Here is a 20,863-nt window from a genome sequence, read left to right on the forward strand (position 1 = left end):
TCTGCGGAGTTTGTGCAATATAATCGGCAAAACCATTGGAGAGCCGCGATGACCGATAAGCCCAAGCTGAAAGCCAAGGATGCGCCTGATCTGGGGCGGTTTGATTGGCAAGACCCGTTCCGCATGGAAGATCAGCTGACCGAGGAAGAGCGGATGCTGCGCGATGGCGCGCGGGCCTATGCGCAGGAAAAGCTGCAACCGCGGGTGATCGCGGCCTATCGCGACGAATCCACCGATCCGGCGATCTTCCGTGAGATGGGTGAGATGGGTTTGCTGGGCGTCACCGTGCCCGAGCAATACGGCGGCTTGGGCGCGTCTTATGTCGCCTACGGTCTGATCGCGCGCGAAGTCGAGCGGGTGGATTCTGGCTATCGGTCGATGATGTCGGTGCAATCGTCATTGGTGATGTATCCGATCTACGCCTATGGCACCGAGGCGCAGCGGATGAAATATCTGCCGAAGCTGTCGTCGGGGGAATGGATCGGTTGCTTTGGTCTGACCGAACCGGATGCAGGGTCTGACCCGGCGGGGATGAAGACCGTGGCGAAGAAAACCGCCAATGGCTACGTTTTGAACGGCGCGAAGATGTGGATTTCCAACGCGCCGATTGCCGATGTGTTCGTGGTCTGGGCGAAGTCGGAAGCGCATGGCGGCAAAATCAAGGGCTTTGTGCTGGATAAAGGCACCAAGGGGCTCACGGCACCGAAGATCGGCGGCAAGCTCTCCCTCCGCGCTTCGGTGACCGGTGAGATCGTTTTGAAGGATGTGGAAGTCGGCGAAGACGCCTTGCTGCCGCATGTCGAGGGGCTGAAAGGGCCGTTTGGCTGTTTGAACCGCGCACGTTACGGGATTTCTTGGGGCGTGCTGGGGGCGGCGGAGTTCTGCATGGGGGCGGCGCGCCAGTACGGGCTTGACCGCAAGCAGTTCGGCAAGCCTTTGGCGCAGACCCAGCTGTATCAGTTGAAGCTGGCGAATATGCTGACCGAGATTTCGCTGGGGATGCAGGCGTCTTTGCGCGTCGGGCGGTTGTTGGATGAAGCCAATGCGGCGCCCGAGATGATCTCGATCATCAAGCGCAACAACTGCGGCAAGGCTTTGGATGCGGCCCGTTGGGCGCGGGATATGCATGGCGGCAACGGCATTCAGGAAGATTACCAGATCATGCGCCACATGGTGAACCTTGAGACGGTGAACACCTATGAGGGCACGCATGACGTGCATGCGCTGATCTTGGGGCGGGCTGTGACCGGATTGCAGGCGTTCTTTTAAGCGGGCGGTGGGTTTTACCCACCCTACCCCAAGAGGACACCACGATAGAGAAAAGGCCCGGATCGCTCCGGGCCTTTTGCCATATGTGCTTCTTCTTAAATAATCGCCTCTTCCAAGGCGGCGGCGCGGCGGGCTTCAGCCTCTCGCGCGGCTTCGATGCTGGCGGTGCGGCGGCGTTTCAGCTCGTAAAGCACCGCGAGCAGAAGTGTCACCCCGATCAGCAGCAGGGCCAAGGCGTTGATCGTCGGCGTGATGCCGGATCGCACCTTGGAGAACACATAGACCGTCAGCGTATCGGCCCCGCCTCGGGTGAATTGCGTCACGTTGAAGTTCTCGATCGACTGGAAGAACGCAACCGCGCCCCCTGCCCCGATGGCTGGATAAAGATGCGGCAGCAGGATGCGGCGCATCACCTGAGCGTGGGATGCCCCCAGATCAAGCGCTGCCTCTTCCAGCCCCTGATCAAAGCTTTGCAGCCGCGCCAGCACCAGCAGCATCACGATGGCGGCGATGTAGCTGACCTGACCCAGCACCGACAGATGCAGGCCCGGTTTGAACAGGATGAAATCGGTATCCATCGCGTTGCCCATCTTGGTCCACATGATCATGGTGGAAATCCCGATCACCGCACCCGGGATCAGGATGGTCGAGATCATCGTGCCATACAAAGCCGCGCGCAGATTGCCCGAGACCGAGTTGATCAGGATCGCCGCCGCCGTCCCCACAATAACCGAGATCAATGCGACCGCGATGGCGACGAAGATGGTGTTCTGAAACGCATGCCACATCCGGTCATCCGCCCACAGGGCGGTGAACCATTTCGTGGTAAAGCCCCGCCACGGCACGATAGAGGGGGTTTTGTTGTCATTGAAGGCGGCTGCCGCCATGATCACCAAGGGCAGCAGCATGTAGAAGATGAAGGCCCCGGCATAGACGCGGGCGAGGGTTTGGCGCAGTTTGTGCATATTATCCCTCCCTCAGTTCGCGATGTCAGAAAGTTTGACGCGGAAAATCTTCATCACCAGACTGACGAACAAGGTGCACATCAGCAGCAGCAAGAAGGCGTAGGCCGCAGCGGTGTTCCAATCCAGTGCATCCAGCATCCATTGCTGCACGGTCTGGGTGAACCATTGCGAGGTGGTCGAGCCCAGGATCGACGGCACCAGCAGCGAGCCCGCCGACAGCATGAACACCATCACGGCACCGCTTGCGATGCCGGGTTTGGCATGCGGCAAAACGATACGCCAATGGATGCGCCACCACGGCGCGCCCAAATCTTCGGCGGCCTCGATCTGGTTGGAATCCAAGGAAGAAATCGCGTTGTAAACCGGGAAGATCATGAACAGCACATAGGTATAGACCAGCCCGATCATCACGCCGTTATAGCCGACGATCCAGCGCACTTCGGTGTCGATGATGTTCAACTGAATCAGCGCCCAGGACAGCGGGCCTTTCAGCGCCAGAATGATCCACCATGCGAAGGCCCGCAGCACTTCGGACACCCACAGCGGCACAAACAGCAGCAAGAACATCGTCGGCAGCGATCGCGCACTGAGGATTTTCGCCATGAAGTAGGCCAGGGGATAGGCCAGTGCAAAGCAGATCAGCGTCACCACCACCGAGTAGAACAGCGTCAGCGAGAAGGTCAGCACATGCACCGGAATTTCAAATGTGAAGCCCAGCGGTGAAACCTCGATCGCGCCGTTGAAGACTTTCATGTAATTGGCGGCGGTGTAGACATCCAGCGGTCCGCCGACTTCTGTGACGGGCAGATAGGGCCGGAACGAGCTTTCCAGCAAGGTGATGTTCGGCACGATCACCAGCATCAGCAGCCAGAATGCGGTCAGCAGGCAGATCAGCAGGGTCAGACTTGCGCCATAGCGGCGGATCATATTGCCCATCTACGCCACCACCGTTGAATCGGGCAGGATCGAGGCATGGGCGGCGTTGAAATGCGCGAACCGTGCCGCGCCGATTTCGGGCACCGTGGCAGAGCCGTCGTTGCGCACTTCGGCCACAATGGTCTGACCCGTGGCGGTCTTGCCATGCACCGCGATAAACGCGCCCTCGAAGGACACTTCCGACACCGTCACCGGCACCGAGTTTTCTGCCGCCGCAGCTTCCGACAAGATGGTGTGTTCGGGGCGGACGTAAAGCTTGATATTGTTGCCCTTGGCAAGTTCGCCCAGCCGCGCGCGGAACGGACCAAGCGCTGTGTCAAACCCTGCCATACCGCCCGAGGCGTTGCTGACAGAGCCGGTGAAGATGTTGTTTTCGCCGACAAAAGACGCGACGAAGCCGTTGACCGGGTTGTTGTAAATCTCTCGCGGGTCGGCGACTTGCTGGATGCGACCCTGGCTCATCACGCCGACACGGTCCGACATCGCCAGTGCTTCGCCCTGATCGTGGGTGATGTAGATGAAGGTCACGCCGGTGCGCTTTTGGATGGCGCGCAACTCGGCCCGCATGTGCTGACGCAGCTTCAGATCCAGCGCCGACAACGGCTCGTCCAGCAGCATGACTTTCGGCTCAACCGCCAAAGCCCGCGCGATGGCGACACGCTGTTTCTGGCCGCCCGACAACTGGCTGACCATTTTATCCGCCGCCCCCGGCAGATCGACCATTTCCAGCAAAGCTTGCGCCTTGGCCCGGCGGGTGGCCTTGTCAACCCCCCGCACTTCCAGCCCGAACGAGATATTTTCCCAGATCGGCATCAGCGGGAAAAGTGCCAAATTCTGGAAGATCAGCGCGGTGGGGCGCTGGTTCGGGCGCTGGCCCTGCATGTCTTTGCCACCGATGCGGATCACGCCCTGCGTCGGATCAATAAAGCCGGAAATCATCCGCAGAATCGTGGTCTTGCCACAGCCCGACGGCCCCAGAAACGAAAAGAACTCTCCGGGTTTGATCGCCACATTGGCGTTATCAACCGCACGGAAGCTGCCAAAGTCGCAGCAGACATTTTCAAGATCAATCCCAGCACTCATTGGATCGTCTTTCCCCCTGATATGTTTTTGTTATGAGGCCATAGGCCGGTCGTGCGCAGAAAATATCAACGCCGGGCCCCTTCGGACCCGGCGTCTGGTTCAGTTGGACCGCTTACGAGGCCTTGTACTTGTCAGCATACTCGGCCCGTTTGGTGAGGAACTCTGCCGATTGGTTCGGCCACCACCACAGTTTTGCCAGCGCCTCGTCGTTGAAGGTGCCGTTGTAGTAGGTCGCGACATCCGGGTCCATTTTCTCGGATGCGCCTTTGCCAACCGGGTTCGACGAGAAGGCGGTTGCCCACATCGCAGCACCATCAGCGGTCGAGACCCATTTGGCGAACTCATGCGCCTGATCGACGTTGACGGCATTTTTCAGCAGCACAAAGCCCTGATGCCATGCGAAGGCGCCTTCGGTCGGGGCCATATAGCCGTAACCGTCATTGCGCAGGTTGAAGCCGGTCGAATCCCAGCACAGGCCGACGGTTGCACCGTTGGCGGTAAAGCCTGCATTGGCCTCGTTCTCGCCGGACCACCACTGCACGACATTGCCCTTGGCTTTGATGGCTTCGGCCAGCGCGATATCCCACAACTCGACCATCGCGCCCATGTCGGCATAACCGTCAATCCACGGACGCGGCAGTTTGCCCTGTGCATCCAGCCAGCGGCCCATCGCAGCCAGCGCCGAATGCGGGCGCAGCGTGACCTGGTTCGCCGGGTCGAACAGCGCGCCCAAGGTTGGCGGCTCGCCCAGTTTCGCGCTTTCTTTGTTGTAGACCAGCGACTCGGTGCCCCAGTTCGACGGCACATACATCAGATTGCCGTCGATGCGCGACCGCTCGCCCGCCGAGCCATCGGCCAGACCGGGCAGATAGTTGTCCATCGCCAGTTTGGCCGGATCCCAAGCGCCCAGCAGGCCGTTCGAGTTCCAGGCGCCCACCCGCTCGATGGTCGGTTCGGTCACATCCATGCCGCCCGCTTCCAGCGCGACCTTGGCTTCACCAAACATGGTGTCCTGATCGGGAAGTTCCTTGAAGTTGACGGTGATGCCGGTGGCGGCGGTGAACGCTGGAAACACTTCGGCAGAAAGCTTGTCATAGCCGGCCCAGCCGGTGAAGTTCAGCTCGCCCGACGAGGCAAGCGCCTTGGAGGAAATGATCGCGGGGGCCGCCAATGCGCCCACGCCAATGGCCGACGACTTTAGAAAGCTGCGGCGGTTCAGTGCGATATGTTTTTTCACGAAAGTCTCCCTGGAGTTGATCCGCTGTTGGCGGATGGCAGCAGATGCTTTGCGCATCTTGTTGTAGAAGATCGCCCCACACATGACACAGATGTGACAAGCGCGGACCGGTCCATAAGCCAAGCCTACTCCTGTGCAGGGGAGTTCTGTCAACAAGAGTTGTTGATTGGCGGATCAAGAAAACGCGCGAATTGCGGGCTTAGGGGGCAAATGCTCTCAAATCGGGCAGGGCCGCGCGGATGGCGGGTTGTCTGGCCTCGCAGGCACAGGGGAAATCTTTGCTTTTGGCCGTCGAAAATCGGAGGCTGGAAAGGTGTGATGTGCGGCTTTGTCGTTCATATATCGCCCATAATTTCACCTTACTGATATATCTTAGAATAATCTTCGAATAATTACGCGCCCCACCGACACCTTTCCAAACTCCTTTCGCGGCTTTGCGCTATGGTGCCGTAAATCGACAGGGCCTGCACAATTAGGGGTTGCATATGAAGGTTGTCATTCTTGGCGCGGGCGTCATTGGCGTCACCTCGGCGTGGTATCTGGCACAAGCCGGGCATGAGGTGACGGTGCTGGATCGCCAGCCCGGTCCGGCGCTGGAAACCTCTTTCGGCAACGCCGGTGAAATCAGCCCCGGCTATGCCAGCCCTTGGGCCGCCCCCGGTATTCCGGCCAAGGCAATGAAATGGCTGTTCATGCGCCATGCCCCACTGATCATCCAGCCTGCGCCGGATCTGGCGAAGATGTCCTGGGTGATGCGAATGCTGATGAACTGCACCTCAGCCGCCTATGTGGTGAACAAAAGCCGGATGGTGCGCTTGGCCGAATACAGCCGCGATTGCCTGATGGATCTGCGCCGCGACACCGGGATTACCTATGACGAGCGGATGCAGGGCACATTGCAACTGTTCCGCACCCAGAAGCAGGTGGATGGGGCGTATAAAGATATCAAGGTGTTGCAGGCCGATGGCGTGCCCTTCGTGGTGCTGAACCCAGATGAATGCATCAAGGCCGAGCCCGGTCTGGCGCCCCGCCGCGATGCCATCAAAGGCGGCCTGCTGTTGCCGGGGGATGAGACCGGTGATTGCTTCAAATTCACCAACAGTTTGCAGGATATGGCCAAGGCGGCAGGCGTGACCTTCCGCTATGGCGTGCGGATTGATCGGCTGGAGGCTGAAGGCGGCAAGATTGCCGCCGTGCACACCTCGGAAGGTCGGGTGGTTGCGGATGCGTTTGTGCTGGCGCTGGGGTCGTATTCTCCGCTGCTGGCGCGTCCCTTGGGGATCAAACTGCCGATCTATCCGGTGAAGGGCTATTCGATCACCGTGCCGATCGTCGATGCCAGCCGCGCCCCCGAATCAACCGTGATGGATGAAAGCTATAAGATCGCTATCACCCGATTGGGCGACCGGATTCGCGTCGGTGGCATGGCCGAGATTGCAGGCTTCGATATGACCCTGCACGCCAAACGCCGCGAAACTTTGGTGCATTCGGTGGAGGATCTGTTCGGCGGCGCGGGCGATCAATCGCGCGCGACCTTCTGGTGCGGTCTGCGCCCGATGACGCCCGATGGCACGCCGATCTTGGGCCGCTCTCCGATCTCAAACCTGTTCCTGAACACCGGGCATGGCACGTTGGGCTGGACGATGGCGGCAGGTTCGGGGCGGGTGCTGGCGGATATGATTTCAGGCAAGGCGGCGGATATTGAGACTGCGGATCTGGGGTATGCCCGCTATCACGCGGCGTGATGGCGGCTGATGGCCGGGGGCTCGCCCCCCATGCCATTGGTCTATCGAACCAATGGCGATACCAATGGCAAACCCCGTGGGATATTTGCGCGCAGAGGATGACAATTTTAGCTCAGTTTTAGCGACTATGTGCCCGGCGAGATGATCTGGCGGATTTCGGATTCGACGGAATCCAGGATGGTGTTGATCGCGACCTCGGCGGCATCAGGATCGCCCGCGACGATGGCATCGGCAAGATCACGGTGCGGAGGAAAGCTCGCCAGACCGAACCCCGGCACCGAGAACGGCGATTCTGCGGACCTTTCGAGTGCGTCATCCATCTTCGCCAGCACTTGACCAAACATCGGATTGCCGGTGGCATCGCAAATCGCACTGTGAAACGCCATGTCGGCAGCACGGTAGGACTCGCCGGTATCAACAATCTGCAACAACACATCGCACAAACGGCTGATCTGCTGGCGCTGCGCGAGGGTCGCGTTCAGCGCCGCCCGCCGCACCGTGCCGGATTCGATCACCCGGCGCATATCCAAGAGGCGCAAGATCGCCTCCCCCTCCAGCCGGATCATCGTTGGCAACGGGCCCTGCGAGGTTTGCACTTTCGCGGTGAGGTAAGTGCCATCGCCGCGACGCCGCCGGATGATGCCCAAACCTTCCCATCGGTTCAGCGCCTCACGGATGGTCGACCGCCCTACCCCGAGGGCCGTGGCAAGGGAGACTTCGGGCGGCAGCCGATCCCCGACTTGCAGCCCCGCCCGTTCGATCATCTCGGCCAAAGCATCCAGCACCGCCACCCCGCGCGCGGCGGTTTCAATCGGCTCAAGGTAGCGAATGGCGGTGCGCGACATGATCTCTCCGGTGCGCGAGGCCGCGCTTTAACCTTTGGCAGATACCTGCGGCAGCAATTCTGTCAAGGCCGTTACCAAATGGTCCATTTGGCTTTCGGTATTGTAACCCTGCACCGAGACCCGTGCGATGGTGTGATCTTGCCAGTCAAAGCAGGGGATTTCTATCTGGTAGTCATCATAAAGCCGGGTTTTCAGATGGGCCGGATCGCAGCGCGGCACTGGCATTGACACCATTTGCGGCGCACAAAACTCCGGGCTGCTGAGCGCGGGCAGCCCGGTGATCGCACGCACCCGTGCGGCGGTATCTTGGGCAAGGGCTTGGCAGCTTTCGGCCACCTTATCCCAATCGTGATCCTGGCGGAATTGCAGCGCTGCAGGCACCGTCAGCCAAGCCGAAGGGTCGCGGGTGCCTTGCATTTCCAGCCCGTCAATGAACGGCGAGTTGCCGAACACGCCCTTGGTGCCGGGCAGTTTGGCATCTGCCGTCCAGCCATGGCTGATCACCAGCGGGTTCAACATCGCCTGCAATTCGGGGCGGACATGCAGAAAGGCCGAGCCTTTCGGGGCCATGATCCATTTGTGGCAGTTGCCCGCGTAGAAATCAGCACCCAGCGCGTCAAGATTCAGCGGGATATGGCCGGGGGTGTGGGCGCCGTCGATCACCGTATAGATTCCGCGCTTGCGGGCCTCGGCTACGGCCCGTTCAATCGGGAACACCAAGGCGGTGGCCGAAGTGATATGCGACAGGAACAGCACACGGGTTTTGTCGGTGAACCCCGTGAGCACAGCATCGGTGAACTGCGCCTCATTGGTCAGCGGCAGCGGGATTTGCACGGTTCTGATCACCGCCCCGGTGTTGCGGCAGACATAGGCCCAGGTCTTTTCCAGTGCGGCATACTCGTGATCGGTGGTCAGAATCTCATCACCGGGTTTCAGATCCAGCGACTGCGCCACGATGTTCAGCGCATAGGTGGCGTTCGTCAGCCCGACGATATTCTCCGCCGAGGTGCCCAACATCGCGGCCATAGCCACCCGCGCATCGCGCATCCAACCCGACAGCCCCCGTGCAGGGTCCAGAAACGCCACCGGCTGGCTTTCCAATTGCAGCTGCCAGCGCTGATATTCCTCAAAAACCGGCCGAGGGCAGGCCCCGAAAGAACCGTGGTTCAGGAAGGTCACGTCGGGGCGCAACAGGAAGAAGGCATCAAGGTTTTGCAATTCAGCGCCCTTTCAGGGTCGGATCAAGAGCGTCTCGCAAACCATCGCCAAACAGCGTGGTCGCAAGCACGGTGATGGCAAGTGCTGCGGTCGGGAACACTGCCAAGTGCCAGTAAAAATACATGAAATTCATCCCGACATTGATCATCTGCCCCCAGCTTGGCACCGGCGGCGGCACGCCGATGCCAAGGAAACTAAGGCTTGCTTCCAGCATCATCGCCAGCGGAATCGCCAGCACAAAGCCGACGATGATCGGCGAGATCGCATTCGGGATCAGATGCCGGCGGATGATATAGCCGGGGGTCGCCCCCAGCGCCTGCGCCGCCCGGACAAATTCCTTCTGCGCCATCGCTTTCACTTGCGCACGCACCAACAGGCAGACCTGCACCCAGCCAAACAAGGCCGCGATCAGCACGATGGTGGCAAAGCCGCCATTGGTTAATGCGCCAAGCAGCATGGCGGCCAGAAGGGGTGGGACGACCGAAAACAGCTCGATCAGCCGCATCACGCACCAATCCGCCCGCCCGCCGTAATAGCCCGCGACGGCCCCCAAAGGGATGCCGATGATCAGCGAAAACGCGGCTGCGGTGAAGCCGATGGTCAGCGACACCCGCGCGCCATAGACGATGCGGGTGAAGAAATCGCGGCCCAGATCATCGACGCCAAACCAGAACTCAGCCTGCGGGAAGGCATAGGCTTGGGTTAGGAATTTTTGCTCGGCATAGCCGGTTTTGCTGATCAGCGGCGCGAAAATCGCCATCAGGACGATCAGCAGCAAGATCGCTCCGGCGACCAGTGCGGCTTTGTTATCGGCAAAGCGCCGCCATGCGAAATAGAGCGGGCTGCGCGGTTTTAATGTGGTCATTTGCCGTCTCCGAACCGAATACGGGGATTGAGCAGCGCATAGATGATGTCGGAAATCAGATAGGCCACGCAGAACATCATGGTGATCATCAGGATCAGCGCCATTTCCAGCGGGTAGTCGCGCAGGTTGATCGAGCTTACGAAATACGCGCCAAGCCCCGGCACCCGGAACATCGCCTCGACAAAGATCGAGCCTGTCGCGGTGCCAATGAACATCGGCAGGAACACCGTCACCATCGGCAAGGCGGCGTTGCGCAGCACATGCTGGAAGATGATGCGGCGCTCCGACAGCCCCTTGGCGCGCAAGACCGTGACGAAGGGCTTGTTCAGCACATCCAACATCGCAGAGCGGGTGTAGCGCGCGTAGGTCGCCATCGGGATCGCGGCATAGGCGATGATCGGCAGGATCCAGGAATTGGGTTTGCCCCAGCCGCTGGCGGGCAGCCAATTCAGCCAGACCGCGAACACCATGATCAGCGCCATCGAGATCACGAACACCGGAATCGTCAGCCCCAAAGTGGCGAAGGCCGAGGCAAGATAGTCGATCCAAGTGTTGCGGCGCAGGGCTGCGGCCATGCCCAAGAGGATGCCCAAGGGTGCGCCGATCAGCACGCCCGCGCCGCCCAAGATCAGGCTGGGCGGCCAAGCGCGGCCCAGAAGTTGCAGCACGGTTTCGCCCGGCGATTGGAACGGCACGCCGAAATCGAAATGCAGCACACCCCACATGTATTTGAAATACTGCACATAAAGCGGTTGATCGAGGCCAAGCGAGGCGTTCAGTTTGGCCTTCACCGCATCGTTGACCGGCATGTCGTTGCCATCAAACGGGCCACCCGGCACCGCGTGCATCATCAGAAACACGATGATCGACACCACGGTGAAGGTGAGGGCAATAGAGGCCAGACGGCCCAGAATATAACGGATCATCGGATCGCCTCCAATCGGTGGCCGGGGGCTATTTCGTGCAATTCAGGCAGGCCGTTTTGGTCGGAAAACCGGGGCGTTGCGGCCTCAATCTGCGCACGGGTCAGGAAGGTTCTTGCGCGGCGCTCACGCGGGTTCAGCACCGGAATCGCATCTAGCAGGCTACGGGTATAGGGGTGGCGGGCGTCGGTGAAGATGGTTTCCGTGGCGGCCTCTTCCACAATCCGGCCCTGAAACATCACCGCAACCTTGTCGGTCAACGACCGCACAACCGACAAATCATGGCTGATGAACAGGATCGACAACCCCATTTCGGCCTGCAAATCCAACAGCAGATTGATGATCTGCGCCTTCACTGACACATCTAGGGCCGAGGTCGGCTCATCCGCCACCAAGACCGATGGTCTCAGGATCAGCGCGCGGGCAATCGCCACACGCTGACGCTGGCCGCCGGAAAGCTCATGCGGATAGCGGTTGCCATAAGAGCGGTCGAGGCCAGTTTTCACCAGCATATCAAGTGCTTGTTCGGTTTGCTCCGCCCCGCTGCCAAGCCCATGAATATGCAAAGGCTCCGCCACGATCTGCGCCAAGGTCATCATCGGGTCGAGCGCCGAATAGCTGTCTTGGAACACCACCTGCATCTTGCGGCGGTAGGGTTTCAGCGCGGCATGGCCCAAAGCGGTGATATCGGTGCCATCGACGAGGATCTGCCCAAAGGTCGGCTCCACCAACCGCATCGCCATCATGCCAGTGGTGGTTTTGCCCGACCCACTTTCGCCCACCAGCCCCAAAATCTGATTGCGCGGCAGGGTCAGCGAGACGTTGTTGACCGCCAGATGATCGGTGGTGCGGGCGAAAAACCCAGAGCTGTGGCGCAGTTGATAGGTTTTGGAAAGGTTTTTCAGCTCTAATGCCGGGGTCATACCAGCCTCCAACAGGCTGCGGCGCGGCTGTCGGACAGCGCTTTGAAAACAGGCGCTTCGGCGGCGCAGCGCGCATCGGCCGCAGCGCAGCGCGGATGAAACGGGCAACCTGTCGGCGGATTGGCGGGGTTGGGTGAAGCCCCCGCAATCTCTACCAACCGCTGCTTTCCCGGCGTGCGACCGGGCATCGAAGCCATCAGCGCTTGGGTATAGGGATGCAGCGGGGCGTCAAAAATATCCTGCACCGGGGCGGTTTCCATCACCCGGCCACCATACATCACCACCACGCGGTCCACGGTTTCGGCCACCACGCCCAGATCGTGCGTCACCATGATCAGCGCCATGCCCAACTCGGCCTGCAACTGCTTGATCAGGTGCAGAATTTGCGCCTGAATCGTCACATCCAAGGCGGTGGTCGGCTCATCCGCGAACAGAATTTGCGGGCGGCAGGATAAAGCCATCGCGATCATCGCGCGCTGTAACATGCCGCCAGAAAGCTGGTGCGGATAGCTGTTCAGGATGGCCTCGGGGGTCTTGATTTCCACCCGTGCCAGCAGGGCCGAGGCCTCAACCGCAGCGGCAGATTTCGATACATCGCGATGCGCGCGGATGGTTTCCACGATCTGATGGCCAATGGTGAACACCGGATCAAACGCCGTCATCGGGTCTTGAAACACCATTGCCGCAATCCGGCCCCGCACCGCCGCCAGTTGCGCGCGCCCTGCCCGCAGCATATCGACGCCGCCCAACTCCAGCTTATCCGCCAAAATCCGCGACGGAGGTTCACGCAGCAACCGCAGCGCCGCCATGCAGGTCACCGACTTGCCCGAACCGGATTCGCCCACAATACCAACGCTTTCCCCCGGTGAAATCCGCAAGGACACCCCGCGCACCGCCTGCACCACGCCATCGTGCTGCGGAAAGCTGACGGTCAGATTTTCGATATTCAGCAGGGTCATAAACGCTCCGATAAAAGCCCCCCGGATCAGACCGGGGGGCGTAGGGGATTATTTCGACACATGCGTGTAGAAATACAGCGCCAACTGCCGCAGCGGCGCAAAGCCCAGCTTGTTCGGCTTGGTGCCATCGCCCTTCAGATCCGCCGACACCACCGCATTGGTGATCGGATGCACCAGCGGCACGAAGGATGCGTTGTCGATCAGAACCTGCTCGGCCTGCTCATACAGCTTCTCACGATTCTCCCATTTCGGAGCGGAATCCGCCTTGGCGACCAGATCGTCATAGGCTTGCAGATGATGGTCGTGACGCCCGCCATTGAAGAAGATGCCGTAGAAATTCGACGGGTCGAGGTAGTCATATTCATAGGGTGCCAAGAACAGGTTGTTCTTTTTCTCCATCATACCCGCCATCCAGTCTTTGGTCGGCATCACTTTGATATTCATGGTGATTCCCAGAACATCCTTAAACTGCGCTTGCAGATATTGCAGCATCGGGCCTGAGATTGCGCCATTATAGCCGCCCTGATCGCGATACCAAATCTCGACCTCGGGGAAGCCTTCGCCGCCCGGATAGCCCGCGTCGGCCATGAACTTCTTGGCCTTTTCCGGGTCAAACACCGCCTGCGCGGTGATCACGTCGTTGTACCCCGGATAGCCCGGCGGCAGCAGCGATTTGCCGGGAATGGCGAGGTCTTTCAGCACCGTAGAAGTCATCTCATCGCGATTGATTGCGGCCTGAAACGCTTTGCGGACGTTGATGTTGTCGAAGGGCGGCATATCAAGGCTGAACGAGATATAGGTGGTGGCGAACACCGCGTTCTTGGCGATTTGGCCCGGAAAGCGTTGTTCCACAAAGGGAATTTGACCTGCGTTCAGATAAGAAAAATCCGCCTCGCCTGCCATGAAGGCGGGCAGACCGACCTCTGGCGCACCCAAAGACGGGTCAATTTCCAAGCGGTCCACCTGCGGCGCCCAAGGCCCGGTGTATTTCGGGTTCTTCACCAGAACCATCTTGTTGTTGGATTTCTCCCACGATTCCACGATGAACGGGCCGGAGGATACCAGCGTATCGACATTGGCGGCGTAATCGTCGCCCAGTTTGTCCCAGACGTGCTGCGGCACCGGATACCACAGCGAAACCACGCTTGGCAGATAGGGTTTCGGCGCTGCAGTTTTGACTTCAAGCGTCAAATCATCGACAGCTTTGATGCCCAAAGTCGCGACATCCATCTCGCCCTTGGTCACCGCATCCCAGTTCTCAATCCCGCCCGCATAGCCCCAATACCACGCGAAATCATAGCCGGTGGTGGCGGCGCGTTGCAGCGCGAAGATGTAATCGCTGGCCTTCAAAGGCGCGCCATCCGACCACAGCAAACCGGGGCGCAGCTTGAAGGTCCAGGTCAGGCCATCTTCGGATTGCGTCCACGACTCGGCCGCCATCGGGTGCAGCACATAGTCATTATCGAAACTGGACAGCGGCAGTTGGATGATCTCGGGGTTGCCCGCACGGGCGTAGACGGTTTTCATATAATCCATATATGTGCCAGAGGTGCTGTCCCCCGCACTATATACGATGGTCTGCGCCGCGATCGGCATCGTCGCAAGCAGCGTGGCCGTCGCCAGCGCCCCCGCGAGTTTCAGGAACTGTCGCATCTATTCCTCCGTGTTGACGCCCATGCTTGGGCTTTTCATTGGCAGGATGCCCGAGTTTGCCCGGTGCATTTTGACCGCTGGCGTCGGCTGCCGTGGGGTCAATTTCAAATGTCTGACAAATTCTGAACCGTCGCGCAATACGCAGGTTGTGATGGGGCGCAGATTCTTTTCAAACGGTTGACCCTGCCCTGCCTGCGGCTATGGTCTGCGGCAAAACAGGCAAAGGATGCTGCGATGACCCCTGCGATTGATCCGGTAAAGCTGGCGAAACTGGCCGAGGTGGCGGTGAATGTCGGCGTCGCGCTGCAACCGGGGCAGGATCTGATTCTGACCGCGCCGATGAGTGCCCTGCCCCTCGTGCGGCTGATCGCAGCTGCGGCGTATCGCGCAGGTGCGGGCGTGGTGACGCCGATTTTCGCCGATGAGGCGATTGCCTTGGCGCGCTATCAGTATGGCCACGATGCCAGTTTCGATACCGCGCCGAACTGGCTCTACAATGGCATGGCCGAAGCCTTCGCCAACGGCGCTGCCCGAATGGCGATTGTCGGTGACAACCCGATGCTGCTGGCGGGGGAAGACCCCGCGAAGGTTGCCCGCGCGGGCAAGGCGAATTCCTTGGCCTATCAGCCAGCTTTGGCGAAGATCGCGGGCTTTGATATCAACTGGTCGATTTGTTCTTATCCAGGTGAGGCTTGGGCGCGGCAGATTTTCCCGGACTTGGCCGCTGATGCCGCCGTGCATAGGCTGGCAGAGGCGATTTTTGCAGCGTCCCGCGTCGATCAGGACGATCCGGTGGCGGCTTGGGCCACCCATAACGCCGCCCTGCGCAGCCGGACCAAATGGCTGAACGGCAAGCGCTTTTCCGCCCTGCGCTTCACTGGCCCCGGCACCGATCTGACTGTGGGATTGGCCGATGGCCACGAATGGCAAGGTGGGGCCTCGACCGCGAAGAATGGGGTGACCTGCAACGCCAATATCCCGACCGAGGAAGTCTTCACCACCCCGCACGCCTTGCGGGTGGAGGGATTTGTCAGCGCCACCAAACCCTTGGCGCATCAGGGCACATTGATTGAGAACATTCAGGTGCGGTTTGAGGCAGGTCGCATCGTCGAGGCCAAGGCCACCAAAGGCGAGGCTGTGTTGCAAAAACTGATCGACAGCGATGAGGGTGCGCGGCGGTTGGGCGAGGTGGCTTTGGTGCCACATGGCTCACCCATTTCGCAATCCGGGCTGCTGTTTTACAACACGCTGTTCGATGAAAACGCCGCCTGTCACATCGCTTTGGGCCAGTGCTACGCCAAGTGTTTCCTGAATGGTGCTGCGCTTTCGCCAGAGCAGATCGCAGCCCAAGGCGGCAATGCCAGCATGATCCATGTCGATTGGATGATCGGCTCGGGGCTTGTGGATATTGACGGCATTGCTGCGGATGGCACGGTGGAAGCGGTGTTCCGACGGGGGGAATGGGCGTAAGTTGGAGCGATTGAGGCAGGCCACTGGCGGCTTCACACCCCCAGACCCCGGTGGGATATTTGAGCACAGAGGATGACAATTTTAGTCAAATCTTCTGGAGTCAGCCGGACTATTTCACCTGAAGCGTCTTGAGATATTCTGCCAGCTCCACCAGCCGGATCGGCGTTGGCGTCGCAATGCCATCGCCGCCGTCATAGGGCACGGTATCGCCTTCCAGCAAGGGCGCGAAGTCGGGCATCACACCCTTGCCCTTCTTGCCCGCATAGCCCCAGATCTGTGCCATCACTTTGGTGGTCGGAAACGTGCCCTTGTTGCGCGCGGCCAAAGTGCTGAGATCGGCGGGCTTTTTCGCAAATGTCCCCGCCGTGCCGCCGTCACCCTGCCCGGTCGGGCCATGACAGGCCGCGCAATAGTCGTTGTAGTCCTGCGCGCCGGTGGTTTTCTCGGGTGGCTTGCCATATTCCACGCAGGCGGACAGCAGAACCGACATCCCGAGAGCCGTCACAAGAGGTAGGATGCGCATGGTGATCTCCTGATTGGTGGCATTTTCTTGCACAGATGCAAAACGCCAACCTTGATCTGTATCAGGACGTCACAACCCGGCCCTTGTCCAGCCGCACCACGCGGTCCATCCGCGCAGCCAGCTCCATGTTATGGGTGGCGATCAGCGCGGCAAGGCCGGTTTCGCGCACCAAGGCCATCAACGCGCCGAACACCTGATCCGAGGTGCCGGGATCAAGGTTGCCGGTGGGTTCATCCGCCAGCAGCAGTTTCGGTTTGTTGGCCAGCGCGCGGCAGAACGCCACCCGCTGTTGCTCGCCCCCCGACAGCGCCGCCGGGCGATGACTGGCGCGCAGCAACACCCCGACATGCGCCAGCAGATCACGCGCGCGCGCCTCGGCCTCGGCTTTCGGCACGCCATTTGCCAGCTGCGGGATCACCACGTTTTCCAGCGCGGTAAACTCGGGCAGCAGGTGGTGGAACTGGTAAATGAAGCCGACATCATTGCGCCGCGCCTCGGTGCGGGCCTTGTCGCCAAGCCCGACCATATTGCGCCCGCCCAACGCAACCGAGCCCTCATCCGGCGTATCAAGCAGCCCCGCGATATGCAGCAGCGTCGATTTGCCCGCACCTGAGGGCGCGACCAAAGCCACCACCTCGCCGCGCTTGACCTCCAGGGTGGCGCCATGCAGCACCATGACTTCTGACGGCTTGCCGCGATTGTAGCATTTCTCGATGCCCGCCAGTTCCAGCGCAAAATCACTCATAACGCAGCGCCTCCACCGGGTTCATCCGGGCCGCACGCCGCGCCGGGAAGATCGTGACGATAAACGACAGGCCCAAAGACAAAGCCATCGCAGAGAGCACATCGTTCAAGCGCAACTCCGCAGGAAGCGCGTAAATCCCCCGGATCGACGGATCCCAGACATCGCCGCCCGTCACCAGATTGATCGCCGCCACCACCTGATCAATATAGGTCGCGAACAGACAGCCGATCACCACGCCCAACAGCGTGCCCACCACCCCGGTAAACGCGCCGCAGATGAAGAAGATCCGCAAAACTGATCCCTCTGTCAGCCCCATCGTGCGCAAGATCCCAATATCGCGGCCCTTGTTTTTCACCAGCATGATCAGACCCGAGATAATGTTCAGCGTCGAGATCAGCACAAGGATCGACATGATCAGGAACATCACATTGTCCTCGATCTTCAGCGCATTCAGGTAGCTTCCGGCACTATCCATCCATGTCCACAACATCGCGTCCGGCCCGCCCGCGCCCATCACTGCATCGCGGTAGCTGTCGATCTGTTCAGGGTCATTGACCATCACCGCGAATTCATCCGCCAGATTTTCGCGGTTGAAATAGCTCTGCGCCTCGGCAAATGGCATATACATCCGGCTTTGGTCGATCAGATAATTGCCCGAGGTGAAGATATAGACCACGGCATAGGCATTGATCCGCGGGCTGAACCCCATCGGGCTTTTGACGCCAGAGGGCGAAATCACCCGCACCTTATCGCCCACCGTCACCCCCAAAGTGCGCGCCAAGCCAGAGCCAATCGCGATGCCTTGCTCAAAATCATCAAGCTTGCCGTAAGCATCCGCGCCGTCACCAATGCGAGGGATGCGGCGCAAGTCGGCCAGCCGCAGCCCGAACACCTCGGCCCCGCTGGTGCCATCGCCCACCGCCGTCACCATCACCTGACCTTTGATCTGCGGGGCGGCTTCAATCACGCCAGGGATCGCCGCCAGCTTTGCCGAGATCGCATCGTAATCGGCAAAGCCCTTCACGATCTGGCCCTCAGGGTTCATAGAGCCCGCCGAATACACCGTCACATGCGCGTTCGAGCCCAGAAAGGTCGAGACCAGTTCGGTGCGAAAGCCAGAGCGCACCGCCAGCGTCACGATCAGCGCAAACACCGCCAAGGTGATGCCGATCAGGCTGATCCAGGTCATCACCGACACGCCACCCTCGGCCCGTTTGGCGCGCAAATAGCGCCATGCAATCATGAATTCAAAGCGCGAAAACGGGGAGGTGGAGGCCAAGATGCTGCTCTTTCTTTTTCGCGCCAAAGTGCAACGTAACCGCAGCAGGGTCAAGGAACGCTTGTGTGAGACCTATAAGCTTGGCCTAAAGCTCTGTCTCAGCCCCCGGCAAGGCCTCCAGCTTCAGCTCGCTGGGGGTCTTGCGCCGCAGGAGAATATCGCCATTCGGCAGCTTTTCCGGCGCATGATAGTTCGCCAGATCATCCATCATCGTCAGAACTTCCATCAGCTTGGGTTGCGCGTCTTTCAGCGCCTTCGCCATATCCTGCAAGCTTGGCTCGACCTGCCCCATCATATGGTTGAACAGCAGCTCCGCCCCCTGCTGCATCAGGCTCAGCCCCTTGTCCGCGTCAGACGGCGGCGTGGTCTGCGCCATGACCGGCGCGGGCAAAAGCAACAGGGCAAGAATGAGATGTTTCATGCAGCAACTATGCGCCGCGATTGTGACAATTCAAATCACAAAGCCAGATCCAGCGTCACCGGAAAGTGGTCAGAGGCGGAAAGCAGCGCATCCGCCAATTCCCGCACCTCGAGCACAGCCGGATCATCCAGCGGATGCCAGATCCGCCAGACCGGCTTGGTCGCCACCAGATCCGGCGAGACCATGATGAAATCCAGCAGCGCCTCAAAATAACGCTTCTGCGGTTGCAGCCAAAACCGCGCGGTGCTTGGGGCAAGCGGATTGGTCTGTGACAAGGCCATCGCGGCATGCGGCTCGTGCAGCCGGATCTGATCGCCCTGCCCCAGCACAATTTCTATGCCAGAGAGGCCGAACAGCTTTTCATATTCATCCAGACCCGGACCGTCGTTGAAATCGCCCAGCACGATCAGGCTGTCGCCTGCCTCAAGCTGCCGATCAATCCGCGCCCGCAGCCACAGGCATTCCGCCAACTGCTTGCGGCGGTTGTCGATGGAAATCCGCTTGAATGCGGCATCATCCCCGGCCCCATGCGGGGCTTTCGATTTGGCATGCACCCCGATCAACCGCAGTTCGCGCCCCGCATTGGTGGTGATCACCAGTTCCAGCGGCGGCTTGGAAAATCGCACCAGATCTTCAACGCCGTCGCCGTTGATATCCAGCCGCAACTGGCTGTCAAAGCGCGGCGCGCCCGGCGCACCCCGGCTGGGGGCGGGTTCGCCTTGCGGATCATGACGCACCGACAGCTTGTCGGGATCATAGAGAAAGGCGATTTCCTGTTCGGTTTCCGAGACATAGCCGATGATCGCCTGCCGCGCCCGCAAGCCATACTGCGCCGCAAACCTCTCAAGCGCCGTCACGGTCGACCTCCGCCCATTGGTATCAGGCGCTTCGATGATCATCACCCCATCGGCATCCAAGGCGGTGAACACGATACCCAAAGCCGCCAGCTGATCGCCACGGGTGATCTTGTAGCGCGCCGAATACTCGCGATCCTCCAGCAAACGGCCGCGATCATCGAACAAGGCGTTGAACCATTCGACGTTGTAGCTGGCCAATCTGAGACGATCGGCTGGGGTCTGATCGCTCATGCGGCGACCTTGGCCTGTATCTCGTCCCAAGCTGCGTTGATCGCGATCAGCCGCCGCGTCGCCAGTTTCACCGCCTCGGCCGGAACCCCGCGCGCAATCATCACATCGGGATGGCTGTCCTTCACCGCCGCCCGCCAGGCGGAGCGGGCATCTTGCAGGCTGGCCTGCTGCGGAATGCCCAACACATCATAGGGATCGCGCGGCGCACCATCCACAAACCGGCCGCGCAGCACCCGGAAGCAGCGGTCGTCCAGCCCGAAAATCTGCGCAACCGCAGCCAGGAACTGATCTTCCGCCGGATGATACTCGCCATCCGACATCGCAATCTGAAACAGCCCCTCCAGAATGTCGATCAGCACATTGCGATCATCCGCGCAGAGCGGCAGCCCCGGTTTGTTGAACAAAGCCGCGACCTTACGGGCGTAGGCGTCAAATCCAGCCACATCCTCCCGCGCCAAGTTGTACACATGTGCGGCATGATATTCATCGGCTTTCGAGATCGAAAAGATCCGCCGGAACGTCGCCACCTCGTCGCGCGTCACCTCGCCGTCAGCCTTCGCCATCTTCGCGCCCAAAGCGATCACCGCGATGGTGAAACCAATCGAGCGTTCCGGCACCGCGCCGCCGCGCAGCCGGTCAAACACAGCCGCCAGCCCCTCGCCCGAGGCAAGGGCGGCGATGGCTTCGGTGATGCGGGTCCAGATCGACATGGGTTC

Annotated in this window: 20 protein-coding genes; 3 read left to right on the forward strand and 17 right to left on the reverse strand. The window is 60.2% G+C overall.

The features are described from left to right. The first annotated feature begins 48 nt into the window (after positions 1 to 48). Positions 49 to 1,269, forward strand: a complete 1,221-nt coding sequence (locus tag U1A24_RS07595) for an acyl-CoA dehydrogenase (protein WP_322321375.1) — start codon at positions 49 to 51, stop codon at positions 1,267 to 1,269. A 95-nt stretch (positions 1,270 to 1,364) separates the two neighbouring features. Here the strand turns inward: U1A24_RS07595 and U1A24_RS07600 are convergent, their stop codons facing one another. The 4 genes from U1A24_RS07600 to U1A24_RS07615 form a co-directional block, all read right to left on the reverse strand. Continuing rightward, complete coding sequence (locus U1A24_RS07600) at positions 1,365 to 2,234, reverse strand: ABC transporter permease (protein WP_322321376.1); 870 nt, start codon at positions 2,232 to 2,234, stop codon at positions 1,365 to 1,367. Positions 2,235 to 2,246: 12 nt separating this feature from the next. Then, a complete protein-coding gene (locus U1A24_RS07605) occupies positions 2,247 to 3,170 on the reverse strand; it encodes an ABC transporter permease (RefSeq protein ID WP_322321377.1) in 924 nt (307 codons plus the stop codon). Next, the gene (locus U1A24_RS07610; protein WP_322321378.1) at positions 3,171 to 4,253 is read right to left on the reverse strand and encodes an ABC transporter ATP-binding protein; all 1,083 of its coding nucleotides are present in this window, start codon (positions 4,251 to 4,253) and stop codon (positions 3,171 to 3,173) included. A 112-nt stretch (positions 4,254 to 4,365) separates the two neighbouring features. Next, positions 4,366 to 5,490: an extracellular solute-binding protein gene (locus tag U1A24_RS07615; RefSeq protein ID WP_322321379.1), complete on the reverse strand. Its 1,125-nt coding sequence runs from the start codon at positions 5,488 to 5,490 to the stop codon at positions 4,366 to 4,368. 485 nt (positions 5,491 to 5,975) lie between these two features. Between U1A24_RS07615 and U1A24_RS07620 the strand changes: the two genes are divergently transcribed. Further along, positions 5,976 to 7,235: a D-amino acid dehydrogenase gene (locus tag U1A24_RS07620; protein ID WP_322321380.1), complete on the forward strand. Its 1,260-nt coding sequence runs from the start codon at positions 5,976 to 5,978 to the stop codon at positions 7,233 to 7,235. Positions 7,236 to 7,360: 125 nt separating this feature from the next. Here U1A24_RS07620 and U1A24_RS07625 read toward each other — a convergent pair whose 3' ends face one another. The 7 genes from U1A24_RS07625 to U1A24_RS07655 are packed head-to-tail and all read right to left on the reverse strand — an operon-like array spanning position 7,361 to position 14,621. Further along, complete coding sequence (locus U1A24_RS07625; protein WP_322321381.1) at positions 7,361 to 8,080, reverse strand: FadR/GntR family transcriptional regulator; 720 nt, start codon at positions 8,078 to 8,080, stop codon at positions 7,361 to 7,363. A gap of 27 nt (positions 8,081 to 8,107) precedes the next feature. After that, positions 8,108 to 9,298 carry an aminotransferase class V-fold PLP-dependent enzyme gene (locus U1A24_RS07630; protein ID WP_322321382.1) on the reverse strand — a complete coding sequence of 397 codons (1,191 nt, stop codon included), beginning with the start codon at positions 9,296 to 9,298 and terminating at the stop codon, positions 8,108 to 8,110. Position 9,299: 1 nt separating this feature from the next. Continuing rightward, a complete protein-coding gene (locus tag U1A24_RS07635; protein WP_322321383.1) occupies positions 9,300 to 10,163 on the reverse strand; it encodes an ABC transporter permease in 864 nt (287 codons plus the stop codon). After that, entirely contained in the window at positions 10,160 to 11,089 is a 930-nt protein-coding gene (locus U1A24_RS07640; RefSeq protein WP_322321384.1) for an ABC transporter permease, read from the reverse strand. The genes U1A24_RS07635 and U1A24_RS07640 overlap by 4 nt, the downstream gene beginning before the upstream one ends. Further along, on the reverse strand, positions 11,086 to 12,009 hold the full coding sequence (locus tag U1A24_RS07645) for an ATP-binding cassette domain-containing protein (protein WP_322321385.1): 924 nt from the start codon (positions 12,007 to 12,009) through the stop codon (positions 11,086 to 11,088). Before U1A24_RS07645 ends, U1A24_RS07640 begins: the two co-directional genes overlap by 4 nt. Further along, positions 12,006 to 12,968 carry an ABC transporter ATP-binding protein gene (locus U1A24_RS07650; protein ID WP_322321386.1) on the reverse strand — a complete coding sequence of 321 codons (963 nt, stop codon included), beginning with the start codon at positions 12,966 to 12,968 and terminating at the stop codon, positions 12,006 to 12,008. The genes U1A24_RS07645 and U1A24_RS07650 overlap by 4 nt, the downstream gene beginning before the upstream one ends. Positions 12,969 to 13,016: 48 nt before the next feature. Continuing rightward, the gene (locus U1A24_RS07655; protein ID WP_322321387.1) at positions 13,017 to 14,621 is read right to left on the reverse strand and encodes a peptide ABC transporter substrate-binding protein; all 1,605 of its coding nucleotides are present in this window, start codon (positions 14,619 to 14,621) and stop codon (positions 13,017 to 13,019) included. Between the two features lie 234 nt (positions 14,622 to 14,855). Here U1A24_RS07655 and U1A24_RS07660 point away from each other — a divergent pair, with 234 nt between their 5' ends. Beyond that, positions 14,856 to 16,091: an aminopeptidase gene (locus U1A24_RS07660; protein ID WP_322321388.1), complete on the forward strand. Its 1,236-nt coding sequence runs from the start codon at positions 14,856 to 14,858 to the stop codon at positions 16,089 to 16,091. Positions 16,092 to 16,200: 109 nt separating this feature from the next. On the opposite strand, the gene U1A24_RS07665 is transcribed toward U1A24_RS07660, so the two are convergent. The 6 genes from U1A24_RS07665 to U1A24_RS07690 all read right to left on the reverse strand — a co-directional run bounded on the left by U1A24_RS07665 (position 16,201) and on the right by U1A24_RS07690 (position 20,857). Beyond that, positions 16,201 to 16,614, reverse strand: coding sequence for a c-type cytochrome (locus U1A24_RS07665; RefSeq protein ID WP_322321389.1), 414 nt, complete (start codon positions 16,612 to 16,614; stop codon positions 16,201 to 16,203). Positions 16,615 to 16,675: 61 nt separating this feature from the next. Further along, positions 16,676 to 17,359, reverse strand: a complete 684-nt coding sequence (locus U1A24_RS07670; RefSeq protein WP_322321390.1) for an ABC transporter ATP-binding protein — start codon at positions 17,357 to 17,359, stop codon at positions 16,676 to 16,678. Further along, positions 17,352 to 18,641, reverse strand: a complete 1,290-nt coding sequence (locus tag U1A24_RS07675; protein WP_416173474.1) for a lipoprotein-releasing ABC transporter permease subunit — start codon at positions 18,639 to 18,641, stop codon at positions 17,352 to 17,354. The genes U1A24_RS07670 and U1A24_RS07675 overlap by 8 nt, the downstream gene beginning before the upstream one ends. 82 nt (positions 18,642 to 18,723) lie before the next feature. Next, positions 18,724 to 19,059 carry an AAA+ family ATPase gene (locus U1A24_RS07680; RefSeq protein WP_322321392.1) on the reverse strand — a complete coding sequence of 112 codons (336 nt, stop codon included), beginning with the start codon at positions 19,057 to 19,059 and terminating at the stop codon, positions 18,724 to 18,726. Between the two features lie 35 nt (positions 19,060 to 19,094). Further along, positions 19,095 to 20,147 (reverse strand): endonuclease/exonuclease/phosphatase family protein, encoded by a 1,053-nt coding sequence (locus U1A24_RS07685; protein WP_322321393.1) that lies wholly within the window; start codon positions 20,145 to 20,147, stop codon positions 19,095 to 19,097. Beyond that, positions 20,144 to 20,857: a molecular chaperone DjiA gene (locus U1A24_RS07690; protein WP_322321394.1), complete on the reverse strand. Its 714-nt coding sequence runs from the start codon at positions 20,855 to 20,857 to the stop codon at positions 20,144 to 20,146. Before U1A24_RS07690 ends, U1A24_RS07685 begins: the two co-directional genes overlap by 4 nt. Between the last annotated feature and the right edge of the window lie 6 nt (positions 20,858 to 20,863).

Origin of the sequence: Cypionkella sp. (assembly GCF_034376685.1) — a bacterium.
Taxonomy (GTDB): Bacteria; Pseudomonadota; Alphaproteobacteria; order Rhodobacterales; family Rhodobacteraceae; genus Cypionkella.